Source organism: Hydrogenophaga sp. 5NK40-0174 (assembly GCF_040372165.1).
Taxonomy (GTDB): Bacteria; Pseudomonadota; Gammaproteobacteria; order Burkholderiales; family Burkholderiaceae_C; genus Hydrogenophaga.
Genome location: NZ_BAABWG010000002.1, coordinates 469,960 through 487,580, shown reverse-complemented (window position 1 = coordinate 487,580; position 17,621 = coordinate 469,960). Strand labels below are relative to the sequence as shown.

General features: G+C 61.6%; 14 protein-coding genes and 2 tRNA genes. 9 read left to right on the top strand and 7 right to left on the bottom strand.

Annotated features, from left to right (window positions below; all coding sequences use genetic code 11):
* Positions 1 to 29: 29 nt before the first annotated feature.
* Together ABWV89_RS07960 and apbC are read right to left on the bottom strand one after the other, a co-directional pair.
* Entirely contained in the window at positions 30 to 500 is a 471-nt protein-coding gene (locus tag ABWV89_RS07960; RefSeq protein ID WP_353395698.1) for a hypothetical protein, read from the bottom strand.
* Between the two features lie 244 nt (positions 501 to 744).
* Entirely contained in the window at positions 745 to 1,836 is a 1,092-nt protein-coding gene (gene apbC, locus ABWV89_RS07955; protein WP_353395696.1) for an iron-sulfur cluster carrier protein ApbC, read from the bottom strand.
* A gap of 339 nt (positions 1,837 to 2,175) precedes the next feature.
* Between apbC and metG the strand changes: the two genes are divergently transcribed.
* Positions 2,176 to 4,230 (top strand): methionine--tRNA ligase, encoded by a 2,055-nt coding sequence (gene metG / locus ABWV89_RS07950; protein WP_353395695.1) that lies wholly within the window; start codon positions 2,176 to 2,178, stop codon positions 4,228 to 4,230.
* A gap of 102 nt (positions 4,231 to 4,332) precedes the next feature.
* Here metG and bamE read toward each other — a convergent pair whose 3' ends face one another.
* On the bottom strand, positions 4,333 to 4,860 hold the full coding sequence (bamE, locus tag ABWV89_RS07945; RefSeq protein WP_353396064.1) for an outer membrane protein assembly factor BamE domain-containing protein: 528 nt from the start codon (positions 4,858 to 4,860) through the stop codon (positions 4,333 to 4,335).
* A gap of 146 nt (positions 4,861 to 5,006) precedes the next feature.
* On the opposite strand from bamE, the gene ABWV89_RS07940 reads away from it, so the two are divergent.
* The 5 genes from ABWV89_RS07940 to ABWV89_RS07920 all read left to right on the top strand — a co-directional run bounded on the left by ABWV89_RS07940 (position 5,007) and on the right by ABWV89_RS07920 (position 11,939).
* Positions 5,007 to 6,686, top strand: a complete 1,680-nt coding sequence (locus ABWV89_RS07940; RefSeq protein ID WP_353395694.1) for a SulP family inorganic anion transporter — start codon at positions 5,007 to 5,009, stop codon at positions 6,684 to 6,686.
* 96 nt (positions 6,687 to 6,782) lie between these two features.
* A complete protein-coding gene (locus ABWV89_RS07935; RefSeq protein ID WP_353395693.1) occupies positions 6,783 to 6,995 on the top strand; it encodes a DUF3460 family protein in 213 nt (70 codons plus the stop codon).
* 47 nt (positions 6,996 to 7,042) lie between these two features.
* Positions 7,043 to 7,894, top strand: a complete 852-nt coding sequence (locus ABWV89_RS07930; protein ID WP_353395692.1) for a segregation and condensation protein A — start codon at positions 7,043 to 7,045, stop codon at positions 7,892 to 7,894.
* Positions 7,895 to 7,970: 76 nt separating this feature from the next.
* Positions 7,971 to 9,575, top strand: coding sequence for an L-aspartate oxidase (gene nadB / locus ABWV89_RS07925; protein ID WP_353395691.1), 1,605 nt, complete (start codon positions 7,971 to 7,973; stop codon positions 9,573 to 9,575).
* Positions 9,576 to 9,677: 102 nt separating this feature from the next.
* Positions 9,678 to 11,939, top strand: coding sequence for a RelA/SpoT family protein (locus ABWV89_RS07920; protein WP_353395690.1), 2,262 nt, complete (start codon positions 9,678 to 9,680; stop codon positions 11,937 to 11,939).
* A gap of 22 nt (positions 11,940 to 11,961) precedes the next feature.
* Here the strand turns inward: ABWV89_RS07920 and greB are convergent, their stop codons facing one another.
* The 4 genes from greB to hrcA form a co-directional block, all read right to left on the bottom strand.
* The gene (gene greB, locus ABWV89_RS07915) at positions 11,962 to 12,525 is read right to left on the bottom strand and encodes a transcription elongation factor GreB (protein WP_353395689.1); all 564 of its coding nucleotides are present in this window, start codon (positions 12,523 to 12,525) and stop codon (positions 11,962 to 11,964) included.
* Positions 12,526 to 12,632: 107 nt separating this feature from the next.
* Positions 12,633 to 12,709 (bottom strand) — tRNA-Arg (locus ABWV89_RS07910).
* Positions 12,710 to 12,736: 27 nt separating this feature from the next.
* Positions 12,737 to 12,813: transfer RNA gene (locus ABWV89_RS07905), tRNA-Ile, on the bottom strand.
* 49 nt (positions 12,814 to 12,862) lie between these two features.
* Positions 12,863 to 13,885, bottom strand: coding sequence for a heat-inducible transcriptional repressor HrcA (gene hrcA, locus ABWV89_RS07900; protein ID WP_353395688.1), 1,023 nt, complete (start codon positions 13,883 to 13,885; stop codon positions 12,863 to 12,865).
* Between the two features lie 97 nt (positions 13,886 to 13,982).
* Here hrcA and ABWV89_RS07895 point away from each other — a divergent pair, with 97 nt between their 5' ends.
* From ABWV89_RS07895 to rapZ, 3 genes are all read left to right on the top strand, one after another.
* Entirely contained in the window at positions 13,983 to 14,900 is a 918-nt protein-coding gene (locus ABWV89_RS07895) for an NAD kinase (RefSeq protein ID WP_353395686.1), read from the top strand.
* A 142-nt stretch (positions 14,901 to 15,042) separates the two neighbouring features.
* Positions 15,043 to 16,686, top strand: a complete 1,644-nt coding sequence (gene recN / locus ABWV89_RS07890; RefSeq protein WP_353395684.1) for a DNA repair protein RecN — start codon at positions 15,043 to 15,045, stop codon at positions 16,684 to 16,686.
* 29 nt (positions 16,687 to 16,715) lie between these two features.
* A complete protein-coding gene (gene rapZ / locus ABWV89_RS07885) occupies positions 16,716 to 17,606 on the top strand; it encodes an RNase adapter RapZ (RefSeq protein WP_353396063.1) in 891 nt (296 codons plus the stop codon).
* The last annotated feature ends 15 nt before the right edge of the window (positions 17,607 to 17,621 follow it).

Below are 17,621 nucleotides of genomic sequence, written 5' to 3'. Positions count from 1 at the left end.
TGCCAGGGCGGGTCGAGAACCGGCCCGCCTTACAAGGCAAGGCGCAAAGCCGCCCGTACCTTGTCGATGCTTGCGCTGGCCTGGCCGCGAAAGTACTTCTGATCAAGCGAGATACAGGCACCGTGGTCCTTCTGGCGTGCGCACATGAGCCCGGTGCGGCGCACGATGAAGGCTTCTTCACCGACGCCATCGATGGCCTCCGAGGCCTGGACGTCGCGCCAGCCCGGATAGTGGCTAGACGGCGCCACCATCAAGGTCAGCACCTTGCGTCCGTAGGCGTCCGTGTATTCGAACTCTGCGAACTCCTGGGAGTGGATATCCTGCGGTGCCGTCTGAAGCTTGAGTCCCGCAATCCCCATGGCCTTGGACAAGGCCACTTCTGACACACCGATCTCATGTGCTTGGGTGGCCCCTGCCATGCCCAGCAAGAGCGCACTGCCCAATGCAGCCAACAGGTTCTTCAAACGAATGGGTGCTCCCACCGCGACACGTTCATCCATTCCGGTTTCCTCCCAATGTGTTCTTTCGGCAAACGTCAGCCCGGCATTGACACAGCAGCCCTGCCTGACCATTGACAGAGCATTGTGCCACTGCCGTCATTCGTGTCCGAGTACGTCGCTCGCTTACTTACTTGCTTGCTTGCTTGCTCCATCGTTTCTGCCACCCGGTATCCATCATGCAAAAGGCCCTGCATGCAGGGCCTTTCCAGTCTGGTGTCATCGGCCCATACCGGGCCAGCGCCGTTCAAGTGTCTTTGGACACCTTGATGGTCGGGAACTTGCTCGAGTAATCCTTGGCTTTCTCGGCGATGCGCAGCGCCACCTCCCGGGCCACCCCCTTGTACAGCCCCGCGATCTCGCTCTCTGGCTCAGCCGCGACAGAAGGCTTGCCGCCATCGGCTTGCTCGCGGATGGACATGTTCAGTGGCAAAGCACCCAGGTAGTCAATATTGAATTCGGCCGCCATTTTCTTGCCACCATCGGCGCCAAAAATATGCTCGGTGTGGCCGCAGTTCGGGCAACAGTAGACAGCCATGTTCTCCACCAGACCGAGAATCGGCACGCTGACCTTCTCGAACATCTTGATGCCCTTGCGTGCGTCCAGCAGAGCGATGTCCTGAGGCGTGGTCACAATGACAGCCCCCGTCAGCGGCACGCGCTGGGCAAGAGAGAGCTGGATATCACCCGTGCCTGGCGGCATGTCGACCAGCAGATAGTCAAGGTCCTGCCAGTTGGTCTGACGCAGCAGCTGATCCAGGGCCTGTGTCGCCATCGGGCCGCGCCAGATCATCGCGTCGTCACGGTCGACCATGAAGCCGATCGACATCACCTGCACACCGTAGTTGGACAGCGGCTCCATGGTTTTGCCGTCCGTGCTTTGCGGCTTTCCATCGATGCCCATCATCGTCGGCTGGCTGGGGCCATAAATGTCCGCATCCAGAATGCCGACCTTGGCTCCTTCCGCAGCCAGCGCCAGGGCCAGATTGGCAGTGGTCGTGCTCTTTCCGACGCCGCCCTTGCCTGAAGCCACGGCCACAATATTGCGCACACCTGGCAGGAGCTGGACGCCGCGCTGGACCGCATGGGCGAGAACCTTGGTGCCAATGTTGGCAGAGACGTTCTCCACGCCTTCGACCGACTTGGCCGCCGCAATCAGGGACTGACGAATGCCGGGCACCTGACTCTTGGCCGGGTATCCCATCTCAACCTCGAAGGCGACATCGCCACCGGTGACTTCCAGATTCTTCAACGCCTTGGTGGCGACAAAGCCCTTGCCGGTATTGGGGTCGACGACGGCGGACAGCGCCTCGAGCAAAGCCTGCTGATTGACAGCCATGGAAACAGGTCTCCTGATCACCGGGCGGCCCTGGGGCGCCGGGCGTTGGGTATGAAAAACAAAAAACGGGAGCAAAGGCAGCACGGCCCTGAGCGGCTCGCTCAAAACGGCCGAAAACCGCGCAAGCCTTGACGTCTAGTCTACCCGGCGACAACTGCCGCACAGCCAGTCAGGGCCAAAGCACCCACAAATTCTCAGGTTGTACCAACTGCGGCACGGTAGACGCAGGCCGATTTCCACCCAGTAAAATGGAACGTTGCGCCAGCGCTTGCTGCCCCGGCGAGCTGTTCGACCCTACTGGCGCCATTCGTCAACCTTGCACCGACCCACAACACCGCCATGAGCCAGCGACGCCTGTTCGTCACCACCGCCCTGCCCTATGCCAATGGACACTTCCACATTGGTCACATCATGGAGTACATCCAGGCCGACATCTGGGTGCGATTCCAGCGCATGCAGGGCAATGAAGTTCGCTTCGTTTGCGCGGATGACGCCCATGGTGCACCCATCATGATCGCAGCCGAAAAAGCTGGCGTGTCCCCGCAAGATTTCGTCGCCAACATCGCGTCCGGTCGCAAACCCTACCTGGACGGCTTCCACATTGGCTTCGATAACTGGCACAGCACCGATGCGCCCGAGAATCACGAGCTCGCCCAGGCCATCTACACATCGCTCAAGTCCAATGACCTGATCGAGACCCGCACCATCGAGCAGTTCTTCGACCCCGAGAAGAACATGTTTCTGCCCGACCGGTTCATCAAGGGCGAATGCCCCAAATGTGGCGCCAAGGATCAGTACGGCGACAACTGCGAGGTATGCGGCGCCGTGTATGCGCCCACAGAGCTCAAGAACCCGTTTTCGGCACTTTCCGGTGCCACGCCTGTGCTCAAGACTTCCGAGCACTTCTTCTTCAAACTGTCCGACCCGCGCTGCATTGATTTCCTCAAGCAATGGACCAACAGCGGTGCCGTGCAGCCCGAGGTGCTCAACAAAATCACCGAGTGGATCGAGCCTGGCGAAGACGGCAAGCCCAAGATGGGCGACTGGGACATCAGCCGCGACGCGCCCTATTTCGGCATCGAAATCCCCGATGCGCCCGGCAAGTACTTCTACGTCTGGCTGGATGCGCCTGTAGGCTACCTGGCTTCGCTCAAGAATCTGCTCAACCGCGAAGGTGTGGATTACGAGGCTTTCATGGCCGACCCTGCCACCGAGCAGTACCACTTCATCGGCAAGGACATCATCACCTTCCACACGCTGTTCTGGCCAGCCATGCTGCATTTCAGCGGCCGCAAAGTGCCGAACGCCGTGTTCGTCCATGGCTTCCTGACCATCAACAATGGCGAGAAGATGAGCAAGAGCCGAGGTACCGGCCTTGACCCCCTCAAGTACCTCAAGCTCGACATGAACCCCGAATGGCTGCGCTACTACCTGGCAGCCAAGCTCTCCGGCCGCAACGAAGATGTCGACTTCACGCCCGACGACTTCATGCTGCGCGTCAACGCCGACCTCGTCGGCAAGTTCGTGAACATTGCCTCCCGCTCGGCCGGTTTCATCGCCAAGCGCTTCGACGGCAAGCTCGGTGCCATCAGCGCCGACGGTCAGGCATTGCTTGGCGACTTGCAGGCAGCTGCCGGCTCCGTCACCGCGCTCTACGAGAGCCGTGAATATGGCAAGGCATTGCGTGAAGTCATGGCACTGGCTGACAAGGTCAATGCCTACGTGGATCAGAACAAACCCTGGGAGTTGGCCAAGAAGGAAGGGCAGGAAGCGCGCCTGCACGACGTGTGCTCCACCTGCATCGAAGCCTTCCGATTGCTCACGCTCTACCTCAAGCCTGTGCTGCCAGCACTGGCCGAACAGGTTGAAGGTTTCCTCCAGGTGAACACCATGCAGTTCGCCGATGCAGCCAAGCTTCTGGGCAACGGCCATGCCATCGCCCCGTTCAAACACCTGATGCAACGCGTGGACATCAAGCAACTCGAAGCCCTGTTCGAACCCCCGGCCGCTCCGGTTGAAGAAAAACCTTTGCCTGGCGGCGAAGCCATTGCCGAAACCATCAAGATCGATGACTTCGTCAAGGTGGACCTGCGCATTGCCCAGATCGTCAACTGCGAGGCGGTCGAAGGCTCGACCAAACTGCTGCGGCTGACCCTTGACGTCGGCGAAGGCCAGACACGCAATGTGTTCAGTGGCATCGCCAGCGTCTACAAGCCTGAAGAACTGGTGGGCAAGCTCACCGTGATGGTGGCCAACCTCGCGCCACGGAAAATGAAGTTTGGCGTCAGTGAAGGCATGGTGCTCGCTGCCAGTCATGCCGATGAAAAGGCTGAGCCAGGCATTTTCATCCTGAACCCCTGGCTAGGCGCGAAGCCGGGCATGCGGGTGAGCTGATCGAGATCGCCCCACCCTTCGGGCAACGCAGCCGTGAAAAAGCGCCTCCTTGGAGGCGCTTTCTTTTGTCCGCCTGCGCCAATGCTGCTCGCATGGCGAGTGTCAGTTGGGCTGCAGCTCCGGATCGGGGTTTCGCTCTGTCCGCATGACCATCAGTTGCCGGTCAAACACAACCGTGAACAGTTTCGAGTCGCTCGCATTCGGACCAGACAGGTAGCGCCAGTCGTAGTGAATCTCCCCTTTGAGCTCAAACGGCGTCACTTTGGCCGGCTTCCCCAGCATTCGCCGCACATCTTCCATGGGCATGCCTGGCGTCACCCGTGCAAAGTTGCCTTCATCAAGCACCTGACGAATGCGCTGCATCTTGCCATCAGGGCCAATGGAGATCATGTAGTTGCGATGCCCGGCAGGCTGCCGGTTGTACTCGAAGATCCGCACCCCGCCCTCTCCCTCCCAGACGGCCTCAGGTGCGCCAAACTTGGCCCTGACATCAGCTTCGCTGGATTCTCCGGGCTGCAGTTCACTGATGTTCTGAGGGTCGCACCCTGCGACAAGTGCAGCAGCCAGGGCAAGGCCGCACAGTCGCTGCAGGGACCGCGGGCGAAACTTCAAAAGAGACATGGAGATCATGGTCATGGATGAGGTCTGAACAGGGCCGCTCACCGCCTCCAACGACGCTGCGCAGGCTCGGCCCTCAAGACACCCAGTGTACGCATCAGGCCACGAACGACTGTGTCTGGCGTGCCAGAAGCCGTAGCAAGCAGTAACATCGCGGCATGCGTACATCACCGTCCCGCCTGGCCAGCTTCCAGCCCCGCTTGTGGCAGGACTTGCGCACCTATGACAAGGTACGTCTGGCCAAGGATGTGGGTGCAGGTGTCACCGTCGGCATCGTGGCGCTGCCATTGGCCATGGCCTTTGCCATCGCCAGTGGCCTGCCGCCAGAGGCAGGCCTGTGGACTGCCATCATCGCCGGCTTCCTCATATCCTTCTTCGGCGGCGTATCGGTGCAGATCGGGGGGCCGGCGGGCGCCTTTATCGTCATCGTCTATGGCATCGTCCAGCAGTATGGCGTGGCCAACCTGCTCATCGCCACCAGTTGCGCCGGTCTGGTCCTCTTCCTGATGGGTCTGTTCAAGCTGGGCACCCTGGTGCGCTATGTGCCCATCAGCATCATCATCGGGTTCACCAATGGCATCGCCGTCCTGATCGCCCTGAGCCAGTTGCGCGACTGGATGGGCCTGGCCATCCCCAAGATGCCGGCCGATTTTTTCCGGGTGTTACAGGCTTTGTGGCAACACCTGGACACCTTCAACCCCTACGCCTTCGGTCTGGGCGTGCTGTGCATCGGCGGGCTGGCCCTTTGGCCACGACTTTGGGCGGTGGACTCCCAGTTCCGCCGGCAGCTCGAGGGCATCGACACCGTCTCGGCGCTCAAGGCCACATCTCGGGTACCAGCGCCCGTCGTGGCCCTGGTAACACTATCGCTTCTGGCCTGGTGGTTCAAGATGCCCGTGGAAACCATCGGCACACGGTTTGGCGGCATTCCCCAGGGATTGCCGGCCATGTCCTTGCCCGACGTCAGCTGGACCAGCGCCAAGCAGTTGTTCAACCCCATCCTCACCATCGCCATGCTCGGCGCCATCGAGTCCCTGCTGTGTGCCCGGGTGGCCGACCAGCTGGGTGATCATGCGCAGCACAACCCCAATCAGGAGCTCATGGCACAAGGCATCGCCAATGCAGTCGTACCGTTTTTCGGCGGCATGCCCGCGACCGGCACCATTGCCCGCACCGTGACCAACATCCGTTCTGGTGCCACATCACCGGTTGCAGGCATCGTCCATGCGGGCACGCTCATGCTGGTGGTTCTTGTGGCAGCCCCCCTGGCCATGCATATCCCTCTGGCCGTGCTCTCTGGCGTGCTCCTTTTTGTGGCCTGGAACATGGGTGAATGGCGCGAGTTCGCCCGCATGCGCCAGTTCAGTGCGCATTACCGGCTCATGATGCTCACCACCTTCTTTGTCACGGTGATCTTCGACCTCACCGTGGCCGTGGAGCTCGGGCTCGCCCTGGCATTTGTGCTGTTCGTGCGGCGGCAAAGCGCCATTTTCCGCGCAGACCCGCAGCCTTCGCACGCCCCGAATGAGCTTCACTTCAAACTTTATGGCACCCTGTTCTTCGGCGCCGCAGACAAGCTCGATCGAGTGATCGACGCGGTGGAGCAGGCCGCTGCAGGCACCCTGGTGGTCCTGGACGCCCGGCAGCTGATCTCACTGGACACCACCGGACTGGATGCGCTGGAGCAGTTGCATCGCGCCGTGAGCAAACGCGGGGGGCGCCTGCGCATGACCCACCTCAACGACCAGCCGCGCTCTTTGATCGAGCGGGCAGGCTTTGCAGAACATGTGGGTCTGGAACGCAACCAGGTCTTCGCCACCGCCCCGGTCGGTGACTGACGCCTTGCTTTTCCATGGCTCGTCCCAAGGTCGATAAAATGGCTGTTTTTCCCATTCTTCCATTTAGTGTCGGCAGACCAGCCGCCCTCCTCCATCATGTCCATCTTTGCCCGTCCCCACTACGATTCCGAGGCCACGCAGTTTCTGGACAAGCTCAAGGCAGATCGCCCTGAACTCGAAGCCCAGCAACGCGAAGGACGCGCACTTCTGTGGGACAAAGACATCGACCGCGAAGCCCAGGCGCAGGCACAGGCAGCACAGGTGGCTCAAAAGCCCTACGTCTACCAGACCGAGCCCAGCCAGCATTGATCAGGCTGCTTCGCCTGATCTCCTGATCTTTCAGCCAGCTGCCGGCCATGACACCTGAGACCCCCGCGCTGACCGACCCACCCGATGGCCTCGACCAGGTCCTGCCAGACGTTGTCGACAACGTCGCTGTCGCGCGCCTGTATGGTGAACCGCTGTTCCAGCTGCCGCGGGATCTGTACATTCCGCCAGATGCACTCCAAGTGTTCCTGGAAGCCTTCGAAGGCCCGCTCGATCTGCTGCTCTACCTGATCCGCAAGCAGAACTTCAACATCCTCGACATTCCGATGGCCGGCGTGACCCGCCAATACCTCAGCTATGTCGAGGAAATCCGGGCCACCAACCTGGAACTGGCTGCCGAGTACCTGCTCATGGCCGCCATGCTGATCGAGATCAAATCCCGCATGCTGCTGCCGCCGAAGAAAACGGCGGAAGGTGAAGAGCCGGAAGACCCTCGCGCAGAGCTGGTGCGGCGCCTGCTGGAATACGAGCAGATGAAGCTTGCCGCCCAGCGCCTGGCCGAGGTGCCCCAGTACGGAAGGGATTTTCTGCGCGCCCAGGTTTACGTCGAGCAGTCGCTGCAACCGCGCTTCCCCGATGTGCATGTTGACGATCTCCAGGCCGCCTGGCGCGACATCCTCAAGCGGGCTCGCCTGGTCCAGCACCACCGCATCAGCCGAGAACAGCTCTCTGTGCGAGAACACATGAGCATTGTGCTGCGAAACCTGCAGGGCAAGCACTTTGTGGAGTTTGGTGACCTGTTCGACCTGAGCAAGGGCGCCCCGGTCATGGTGGTGACTTTCATCGCCACACTGGAGCTGGCCAAAGAGCGTCTGATCGAGCTGACGCAGGCCGAGGCATTTGCACCCATCTATGTGCGCCTGACCTACACCCCCGCCTGAGCGCCGCATGCGGCCCTCCTTTTCCTGGCGGCACTGCTGCCCAATTCACCTCTGCACTGCGCCAACGCTTTAGTCCATGAACACCACCCACGCGTTTGACGTTCTGATCATCGGCACAGGGCTGGCCGGCATGACGGCCGCCTTGCAACTGGCACCCACCATGCGGGTGGCCATGGTCACCAAACGCGGGCTCTCCGACGGGTCAAGTCAATGGGCGCAGGGCGGGATCGCCGCCGTGCTCGCCGAGGGCGACTCATTCAACGCCCACGTGGAAGACACCCTGGTGGCCGGTGCCGGCCTGTGCGACGAGGAGGCCACGCGCTTCGCTGTCGAGCATGCCCCAGCCGCCATTGCCTGGTTGAGAGAGCTGGGTGTTCCTTTTTCCACCGAAAACGGTGAACTGCACCTGACACGCGAGGGCGGCCACAGCCACCGGCGCATCGTTCACGCAGCGGATGCCACCGGTGCCGCCGTTCAGGCCACTTTGAGCCAGCGAGTACGATCGACGCCGAATATCACGCTGTTCGAGAACCATATGCTGGTCGACCTCATCACCGACCGGCGCCTCAAGAAGGCCCCGGCCAACGGAAAAGCGGGGCGCTGCTATGGGGCCTATGTGCTCAATGAGCTGAGTGATGAGGTTGAGACCTTCACGGCGACGCATACCATCCTGGCCACCGGCGGTGCGGGCAAGGTTTACCTCTACACCACCAATCCGGATACCGCCACTGGCGATGGTATTGCCGCCGCATGGCGAGCAGGCTGCAGCGTGGGCAACATGGAGTTCATCCAGTTCCACCCCACCTGCCTCTACCACCCGCAGGTCAAGAGCTTCCTCATCACAGAAGCGGTGCGGGGTGAGGGCGGCCAGCTCAAGTTGCCGCCCAGCCAGGGTGGCAAGCGCTTCATGCCCGAGCATGATGACCGCGCCGAACTGGCACCACGCGACATCGTGGCACGCGCGATCGACTTCGAAATGAAGAAGCACGGCCTGGACTGTGTCCACCTGGACATCTCTCACCAGGAGCCACAGTTCCTCAAAGAGCATTTCCCGACCATCTACGCACGATGTCTGGAGCTGGGAATTGACATCACCCAGGAGCCCATTCCTGTCGTACCAGCCGCGCACTACACTTGTGGCGGCGTGGTCACCGACCTTTCCGGCCGAACGGACATGGAAGGCCTGTATGCCGTCGGCGAGACCACCTGCACGGGGCTCCATGGTGCCAACCGCCTGGCCAGCAATTCGCTGGTGGAATGCATGGTGTTTGCCCAGGCAGCCGCCAGCGCCATTGCCGGCGCTCCCACCCACGAACAACCCGCCATTCCGGAGTGGGACGTCAGCCGTGTGACCGACGCGGACGAGATGGTCGTCATCTCACACAACTGGGACGAGCTGCGCCGCTTCATGTGGGACTACGTCGGCATTGTTCGAACCAACAAGCGCCTGGAGCGCGCGGCTCACCGGATCGCCCTGCTTCAGGCAGAAATTGACGAGTTCTACGCCCAGTTTCACGTCACGCGCGACCTGCTGGAGCTGCGCAACCTGGTCCAGGTGGCCGACCTCATCGTGCAGTCGGCCCTCCAGCGCCACGAAAGCCGCGGACTGCATTTCAGCCGCGACTACCCCGAGCGCCTGCCCGAGGCCAGGCCCACCATCCTCAAGCCTCAGGGCGAATAAGCACCCCAAAGGGGTGCCAAAAGTGGTGCGAATAGCGCCACAAGCCGCAAGTATTCCCCGTCAAAGACTGCAAACTCGTGACATCCGCGCTACAGTATGAACATGCTTTCTGACGCGGATCCTGCCATTCAGCCGCCTCGGGCCGACTCGCCGTCGCCGCCCGAGAGTGCTGCTGCGGCCAGTTTCGCGGCATTGCTCAGGCAGCTCGAGTACCTCAGTCCTGAGGACGTGGAACAGGTTCGCCAGGCCTATCGTCTTGCCGACGAGTCCCATCTGGGACAAATGCGCAAGAACGGGGACCCCTACATCACGCACCCCATCGCCGTCGCTGGCATCTGCGCCACCTGGAAGCTTGACGCCCAGGGTCTGATGGCGGCCTTGCTGCACGATGTGATGGAAGACTGCGGCGTGACCAAAGCCGAGCTGGTCGAGCGTTTTGGCAGCTCAGTGGCCGACCTGGTCGACGGCCTGACCAAACTGGAAAAACTCGAATTCGACACGCGCGAACAGAATCAGGCGGAGTCGTTTCGCAAAATGCTCCTGGCCATGGCCAAGGACGTGCGCGTCATCCTGATCAAGCTGGCCGACCGCACGCACAACATGCGGACCATGGGGGACATGCCCCGCAACAAATGGAGTCGCATCAGTAGCGAAACGCTCGAGATCTATGCCCCCATTGCGCACCGCCTGGGTCTGAACAACACCTACCGGGAACTGCAAGACCTCTGTCTTCGTTTCCTGCACCCCTGGCGGTATGAAGTCCTGTCCAAAGCGCTGGACAAATCACGCAGCCGTCGCACAGACCTCATCGCTCGGGTTCAACGGGAGGTGGAAGAGGCTTTCGAGAAGGTCGGCATTCCGGTGCGGATTCTCGGGCGGGAAAAAACGCTGTACTCGGTGTACCGCAAGATGGACAGCAAGCACCTGTCGTTCTCGCAGGTCACCGACATCTACGGGTTCAGGGTCGTCGTCCCCGAGGTCAACGACTGCTATACGGGCCTGGGCATACTGCACCAGCTGTACAAACCTGTACCGGGCAAGTTCCGCGACTATGTGGCCATCCCCAAGGTCAACGGCTACCAGTCTTTGCACACCACCCTGATCGGCCCGGTCAACACCAACATCGAGTTCCAGATGCGAACCGATGCCATGGACGTTGTCGCCGAGTCTGGAGTGGCCGCCCACTGGCTCTACAAGGCCGATGCACCCGACAGCGACACCTCCCAGCGCCTGGGCACTCAATGGCTGCAGTCGCTGCTCGACATCCAGCGTGAAACCCACGATGCCTCCGAATTCTGGGACCACGTCAAGATCGACCTTTTCCCCGACTCGGTCTACGTGTTCACACCGGCGAGCAAGATCCTCTCTCTGCCCCGTGGCGCCACGGTCATGGACTTCGCCTATGCCATCCACAGCGACGTCGGCAACCACGCGGTGGGCGCTACCGTCAATGGTGAGCACAGCCCGCTGCGCACCGAGCTGAACAACGGCGACGTGGTCGAGATCATGACCAATCCACGCTCCGAGCCCAACCCGGCCTGGCTGTCATTTGTCAGAACCGGTCGGGCAAGATCCAAGATTCGCCACCATCTCAAGACGGTGGCCCACGAGAAGGCACAGGAGCTGGGCAAGCGCATGCTGATCCAGGCCCTCAGAGGCGAAGGCATTGCCAGCCTCCCGGCCGAGGACGATGAGCACCAGGCCACCTGGGAAAAGCTGCTTCGCTTCACCGGCAACAAATCACGGTACGAGCTCCTCACCGACATTGGCATGGGCAAGCGGATTGCTTCCATGGTGGGTAAAAAGCTCGCTGTGTTGCTCAGTGAGACCGGTCAGCGACCCGACGCCGTTCTCATCAGCACCGAGCGCTACCTGGGTGGCCACGAAGAGAAAGTCTCACAAGGTGCCGTCAGTCTCGATGGCAGCGAGGGTGTCTCCGTGCAGTATGCAAGCTGCTGTCGCCCGATTCCAGGTGACCGCATTGTGGGCTACCTGGGCCGTGGAGAGGGCCTGGTGGTTCACACCGATGACTGCGCTGTGGGGCGCAAGCTCATGCACCGCGACAGCGAGCGTTTCCTGCAAGTCGAGTGGTCTGAAGATCCCGTCCGGCTGTTCGAAGCCCATCTGGTGGTCACCGTCACCAACGGCAAGGGCGTGCTGGCCCGGGTTGCCTCGGCCATCGCTGCTGCAGAGGCCGACATTACTCATGTGGACATGGGCAATGAACCCGGTCAGACCACCATCGAAATCCGCTTCATCATTGCCGTCAGGGACCGGATTCACCTGGCCACCGTCATGCGCAGCCTCAAACGCACGCCTGCCGTGGTCAAAGTGATGCGGGGCAAGCCATCCTCGACCCGCTGACCACCTGGACCACCCAGCCCTCTCAGGCCTGTGGCGTGTCCGGGTACCGCACCTCCAGAACTTCTACTTCCTGCTCACCGCCAGGCAACATCAGCCTGACCACATCCCCCTCGCGGGACTTGAGCAGCGCCCGCGCCACCGGCGATATCCAGCTGACCTGCCCTTTGGTGTTGTCGGCTTCGTCGATACCCAGGATGGTGATGGTCGTCTCCCTTCCATCGTCATCTGCGTAGGTCACGGTCGCACCGAAGAACACCTGATCGTTGCCCTTGTGCTGCGAAGGGTCCACCACTTCCGCAATCTCAAGGCGTTTGGTCAGAAATCGAATGCGCCGATCAATTTCTCGCAGGCGCTTCTTGCCATAGAGATAGTCCCCGTTTTCCGAGCGATCCCCGTTCTTGGCGGCCCAATGCACGGTTTCGACGATTTTGGGGCGCTCATCGTCGATCAGCCCGAGCAGCTCGGCCCTCAAGCGGTCGTAACCGGACCGGGTGATGTAGTTCTTGCCACCGGGTGTGGGCGGAGACGCGGCAAGGCCTTCGTCTTCGTCCGCGTCGTCGTTTTCCTTGGTGAATGCTTTGTTCATGACAGAGAAAACTCTACTTCATGCCGGCGGGCACCGTCGCTTTCAGCCACCTGAAAGCAAAAAAACAAAAGCCCACAGCTTTCGCTGCGGGCTTTGTCTTTGAAAAGTGGCGCGGCTGGCAGGATTCGAACCCACGACCCCTTGGTTCGTAGCCAAGTACTCTATCCAACTGAGCTACAGCCGCGCAAGACCGAAATTATAACATGCTTTTTGGTAGGCCGTGAAGGACTTGAACCTTCGACCAAAGGATTATGAGTCCTCTGCTCTAACCAACTGAGCTAACGGCCCCCGAATTCCGGTCCGGAAACCCCGATTGTAGAGGGTTCCAGAAGGGCCCTCAGGACTTGCCGCCGTGGCTGAGCGCGTTGCTGACCAGTTTGGACGTGACGTCGACGATTTCGATCATGCGGTCGTAGGCCATTCGCTGCGGCCCGATCACGCCCAGCGTCCCCACGACCTGCCCGTCGACTTCGTATGGCGCGCTGACCACTGACAAATCCTCGAACGGCACAACCTGGCTCTCGCCACCAATATAGATGCGCACGCCTTCTGCCTGATTGGAGACGTCCAGCAAACGGGCCAGCTGGGCTTTCTGCTCGAACATGTCGAACATGCGGCGCAGGTTGTCCATGTCGCGTGAAAACTCGTTGACCGACAGCAGGTTTCGTTCGCCGGCAACGACCACCTTGTCGTTCTCGCTGTCAGCTTCAGAGCCCACGTCCACGGCCGCCCGCATCAGGTCGGCGATTTCTCCTCGCAAAGCGTCCAGTTCCTGCTTCAGGCGCTCCCGCACAGCCTCGATATCGAGCCCCGCGTAATGCGCATTGAAGTAGTTGGCCGCTTCCACCAGCTGGGATTGATCGAAATCGCTCTCAGTGTGAATGATGCGGTTCTGGACTTCCCCTTCCGGCGATACAAGTATCACCAGCACCCGCCGCTCCGACAGGCTGAGGAATTCGATATGTCGAAAAACAGTGGTCCGGCGCGGCGCCATGACAACACCCACAAACTGTGAGAGATTGGACAGCAGCTGGGCGGCATGGTTGATCACCCGCCCCGGCTGACCCTGCTCAATGCCAGAGGACGAAAAGCCCTGGATTCGCGCATCGTCCCGGCGCGCTGTGAGCATGGTGTCTACAAACAAACGGTAACCACGCGCTGTCGGCACCCGTCCGGCCGAAGTATGCGGGCTGACAATCAGACCCAGCTCCTCCAAGTCGCTCATGACGTTGCGAATGGTGGCTGGCGAAAGCTCAAGGCCGGCCTCCTTGGAAAGCGTGCGCGATCCAACGGGCTGGCCGTCGGCGATATAGCGCTCGACCAGCGTCTTGAGCAGCAATTTGGAGCGGTCATCCAGCATGACGCCATTTTACGAAGCCCTCGCCTGTTTCCGGCCATTGACGCACAAGGGATAGCGAGTACACGCCGGGGCCGGCGCTCTATGTTGTAATTTGCGCATGTCAAAAGCCCCAGGCGCCCCGACCCCATCTGCTGCACCCCGTTCAGGGCTGAAGTTCGGCCATGTGGCCATCATTGGCAAGTTTCAGGCGCCCGGCTCCCGCGACGCCGTGGACGCCATCGCCCACACCTTGATGGACCTGGGCTGCGAAGTATCGCTGGAAGAGGAAACTGCCCACAGCACGGGGCTGTCCAGCTATTCGGCCATCCCGCTCAAGTCCATCGGCAAATGCTGCGACCTGGCACTGGTGGTCGGTGGGGACGGCACCATGCTGGGCGTCGGCCGTCAGATGGCTGAAGAAGGCATTCCCCTGGTCGGGATCAACCAGGGCCGCCTGGGCTTCATCACGGATATCCCGCTCGATAGCTACCAGGAAAGCCTGACCTCCATCCTCAGAGGCGAATACGAGGAAGACAGCCGTGCGCTGATGGACGCCGCTGTCTGGCGGGATGGCCACTGTGAATTCAGGGCAACAGCCCTCAACGATGTGGTTGTCAACCGCGGCGGTGCAGCCAGCATGATCGAGCTGCGCGTGGAGGTGGACGGTCATTTTGTGGCCAACCAGCGTGCTGACGGTCTGATCATTGCCTCACCCACGGGCTCGACTGCCTATGCGCTTTCTGCCGGCGGCCCCATGATGCACCCGGGTATTCCCGGCTGGGTCATGGTCCCTATCGCACCACACACGCTGTCCAACCGCCCGGTGGTCCTCCCGTCTGATCGCGAGATTGCCATGGAGGTGGTCGCAGGCAAGGACGCCAGCGCCAACTTTGACATGCACTCGTTCGCCAGCCTGATGCATGGCGACCGTATCGTTGTGCGCCGATCACCACACGCCCTGCGCCTGCTTCACCCTGTCGGCTGGAGCTATTTCGATACCCTGCGCAAGAAACTGCACTGGAACGAGGGTCACTGAACCCTCTCAAACCCGGCATCATCGACATTCGGCTGAGGGCTGTCGCAAAAACGGCATCGTTTCTTGCCACAATACGCATTTGATTTGTCTGTCAGGCACTTGACCTGCCCGGCTGACAGGACGCGTTTTACTCCTTTGCATCATGAGCCTCCGCCGCATTGCCCTGCAAGATTTCGTTATCGTGCAAAGTCTGGACCTGGATCTGTCTGGCGGATTCGGCGTGCTCACCGGAGAGACCGGCGCAGGCAAGTCCATCCTGATTGACGCCTTGCAACTGGTCCTGGGCGCCCGGGCTGATGCAGGCGTGGTGCGAGAGGGTGCCAGCCGTTGCGAGATCACCGCAGAGTTCGACATGGCTGATGCGCTCCGCCCGCTGCTGGACGCCCACGGCTTCACCGAAGAGGATTCGCTACTGATCCGGAGAACGATCGACGCCGACGGCCGCAGCCGGGCGTGGGTCAACGGCAGCGCGGCCACCATGGCACAACTGCGAGATCTGGCTGAACAACTGGTGGACATTCATGGCCAGCACGCCTGGCAAAGCCTGACCCGCGCCGATACGGTGCGCAGTCTGCTCGACGCCTACGGCGACATCGATGCCGGTCCGGCAGCCAAAGCACATGCGCAATGGCGACATCACCACCTGGCACTGGCGCAGGCGCGAGAGCAACAGGCCACCTTGCAGCAGGACAGCGAGCGCCTGGCCTGGCAGATCAACGAGCTGGAGCAACTCGCACCGGCTGACGACGAGTGGGATGGACTCAACCAGCAACACGCGCGACTGGCGAACGCGCAGTCACTGGTCGAAGCGGCCATGGCCTCTGTCGAGGCGCTCGATGGCGACGATGGTGGCGCCAGTGCGCGCCTGTCTGACGCCATTGCGCGCCTGAAGGAGCACGCCGCCATCGAACCCGGCTTTGCCAGCGCAGTTGAAGCGCTGGAGAGCGCCCTGGCGCAGGTCGAAGACACGGTCCATTCCCTGCGCCACTTCGACCGCGACGGCGATCTCGACCCATCCGACCTGCAGGCGCTGGACGAGCGACTGTCCCTCTGGATGTCTCTGGCGCGCCGGTTTCGGCGCCAGCCGGAAGAGTTGCCAGCGCTGTTGACCCAATGGAAGACGGAGCTGACGCAGGTAGACCAGGCCCTGGATCTGGAGCAACTTCAGGCAGCGGAGGCCAAGGCAAGAAAGGCCTTTGACACAGAACTCAAGGCGTTGACGACACAGCGCAAGAAGGCCGCTCCACGGCTGAGCAAGGCCGTCACTGAAGCCATGCAGGACCTGGGCATGGCTGGCGGCAGTTTTGAAGTCGCATTGCTGCCGCTGGCCGAGCCACAAGCCTCGGGTTCGGAGGCCGTCGAATTCCGCGTCGCCGGACACGCCGGTGTCACGGCACGCCCGGTGGCCAAAGTGGCATCCGGCGGCGAGCTTTCGCGTATCGCGCTGGCCATCTCCGTCGTCACCAGTCAGCTGGGCCAGGCACCGACACTGATTTTTGACGAAGTCGATTCCGGTATCGGTGGCGAGGTCGCCCACACCGTGGGCCGGTTGCTGCGGCAGCTGGGTGCCGACCGCCAGGTACTGGCCGTGACCCACCTCGCGCAAGTGGCCGCCTGCGCCAACCAGCACTTGCTGGTATCCAAGAGGTCCGTGTCGGGCCAGACGCTGAGTACCGTTCAACCCATTGACCATGAAGCCCGTGTGACCGAATTGGCGCGCATGCTCGGCGGCAGCGCATCGTCACAGGCATCCATGGCCCATGCCCGCGAACTGCTGGAGACCTGATCACCATGTTTGAAGTTGTCAGCTCCGACATGCCGATCGACCTGGTGCTCGTCACCGGCCTGTCGGGGTCGGGCAAATCCATCGCGCTGACGGCGCTGGAGGACTTGGGCTACTACTGCGTTGACAACTTGCCGCCAGATTTGCTGGACGATTTCATCGCCCTGGAACAAACCCACCAGGTCGAGAAGGTCGCCATCGCCGTGGACGCGCGCAGCGGCTCCTCGCTGCCACGCCTGCCGGCCCAGCTGCAGGCCCTCAAGGATGGCCCAGGCCGGCAGGTTCGACTGACCACCCTGTTCCTCGATGCAGACACTGACACCCTGGTGCGGCGGTTTTCCGAGACGCGCCGGCGCCATCCGCTCTCGCTCAAGCCCGACGACGTGCAACGTGGCGCACTGGTCGAAGCCATCGAGCAAGAGCGTGACATGCTGGCAGACCTGCGCGAGCAGGCACTGGTGCTCGACACCAGTCTGATCCGCCCCGCGCAACTGCGCAGCCACATCAAACGCGTCCTGGGCACCGGCCACACCTCGCTCACCCTGGTGTTTGAATCCTTTGCCTTCAAGCGCGGCGTGCCGACCGACGCGGACTTCGTGTTTGACGCACGCATGCTACCCAACCCTCACTACGACCCTGTCCTGCGCCCCATGTCGGGTCGCGACGAGCCAGTGGCCAGCTTTCTGTCCGAGCAAAATGACGTGCGACGGATGGAAGAGGACATTGCCCGCTTCCTGAACGACTGGCTGCCCAAGATGGCGGAGGACCACCGCAGTTATGTCACGGTGGCCGTCGGTTGTACCGGCGGCCAGCACAGATCGGTGTACCTGGTGGAGCAACTCGTCCAGCGCTTTGCGCCCAAATGGACCACCCACCTGAGGCATCGCGAAGCCGACACCTGGCCCGGCGCCAACGGGCACTGAAGGGCCTCAGGGAGG

Bases quoted from the DNA above. Each gene is read 5' to 3' on its own strand.
- ABWV89_RS07960 (WP_353395698.1), bottom strand. From the start codon at position 500: ATGGATGAACGTGTCGCGGTGGGAGCACCCATTCGTTTGAAGAACCTG.
- apbC (WP_353395696.1), bottom strand. From the start codon at position 1,836: ATGGCTGTCAATCAGCAGGCTTTGCTCGAGGCGCTGTCCGCCGTCGTC.
- metG (WP_353395695.1), top strand. From the start codon at position 2,176: ATGAGCCAGCGACGCCTGTTCGTCACCACCGCCCTGCCCTATGCCAAT.
- bamE (WP_353396064.1), bottom strand. From the start codon at position 4,860: ATGATCTCCATGTCTCTTTTGAAGTTTCGCCCGCGGTCCCTGCAGCGA.
- ABWV89_RS07940 (WP_353395694.1), top strand. From the start codon at position 5,007: ATGCGTACATCACCGTCCCGCCTGGCCAGCTTCCAGCCCCGCTTGTGG.
- ABWV89_RS07935 (WP_353395693.1), top strand. From the start codon at position 6,783: ATGTCCATCTTTGCCCGTCCCCACTACGATTCCGAGGCCACGCAGTTT.
- ABWV89_RS07930 (WP_353395692.1), top strand. From the start codon at position 7,043: ATGACACCTGAGACCCCCGCGCTGACCGACCCACCCGATGGCCTCGAC.
- nadB (WP_353395691.1), top strand. From the start codon at position 7,971: ATGAACACCACCCACGCGTTTGACGTTCTGATCATCGGCACAGGGCTG.
- ABWV89_RS07920 (WP_353395690.1), top strand. From the start codon at position 9,678: ATGCTTTCTGACGCGGATCCTGCCATTCAGCCGCCTCGGGCCGACTCG.
- greB (WP_353395689.1), bottom strand. From the start codon at position 12,525: ATGAACAAAGCATTCACCAAGGAAAACGACGACGCGGACGAAGACGAA.
- hrcA (WP_353395688.1), bottom strand. From the start codon at position 13,885: ATGCTGGATGACCGCTCCAAATTGCTGCTCAAGACGCTGGTCGAGCGC.
- ABWV89_RS07895 (WP_353395686.1), top strand. From the start codon at position 13,983: ATGTCAAAAGCCCCAGGCGCCCCGACCCCATCTGCTGCACCCCGTTCA.
- recN (WP_353395684.1), top strand. From the start codon at position 15,043: ATGAGCCTCCGCCGCATTGCCCTGCAAGATTTCGTTATCGTGCAAAGT.
- rapZ (WP_353396063.1), top strand. From the start codon at position 16,716: ATGCCGATCGACCTGGTGCTCGTCACCGGCCTGTCGGGGTCGGGCAAA.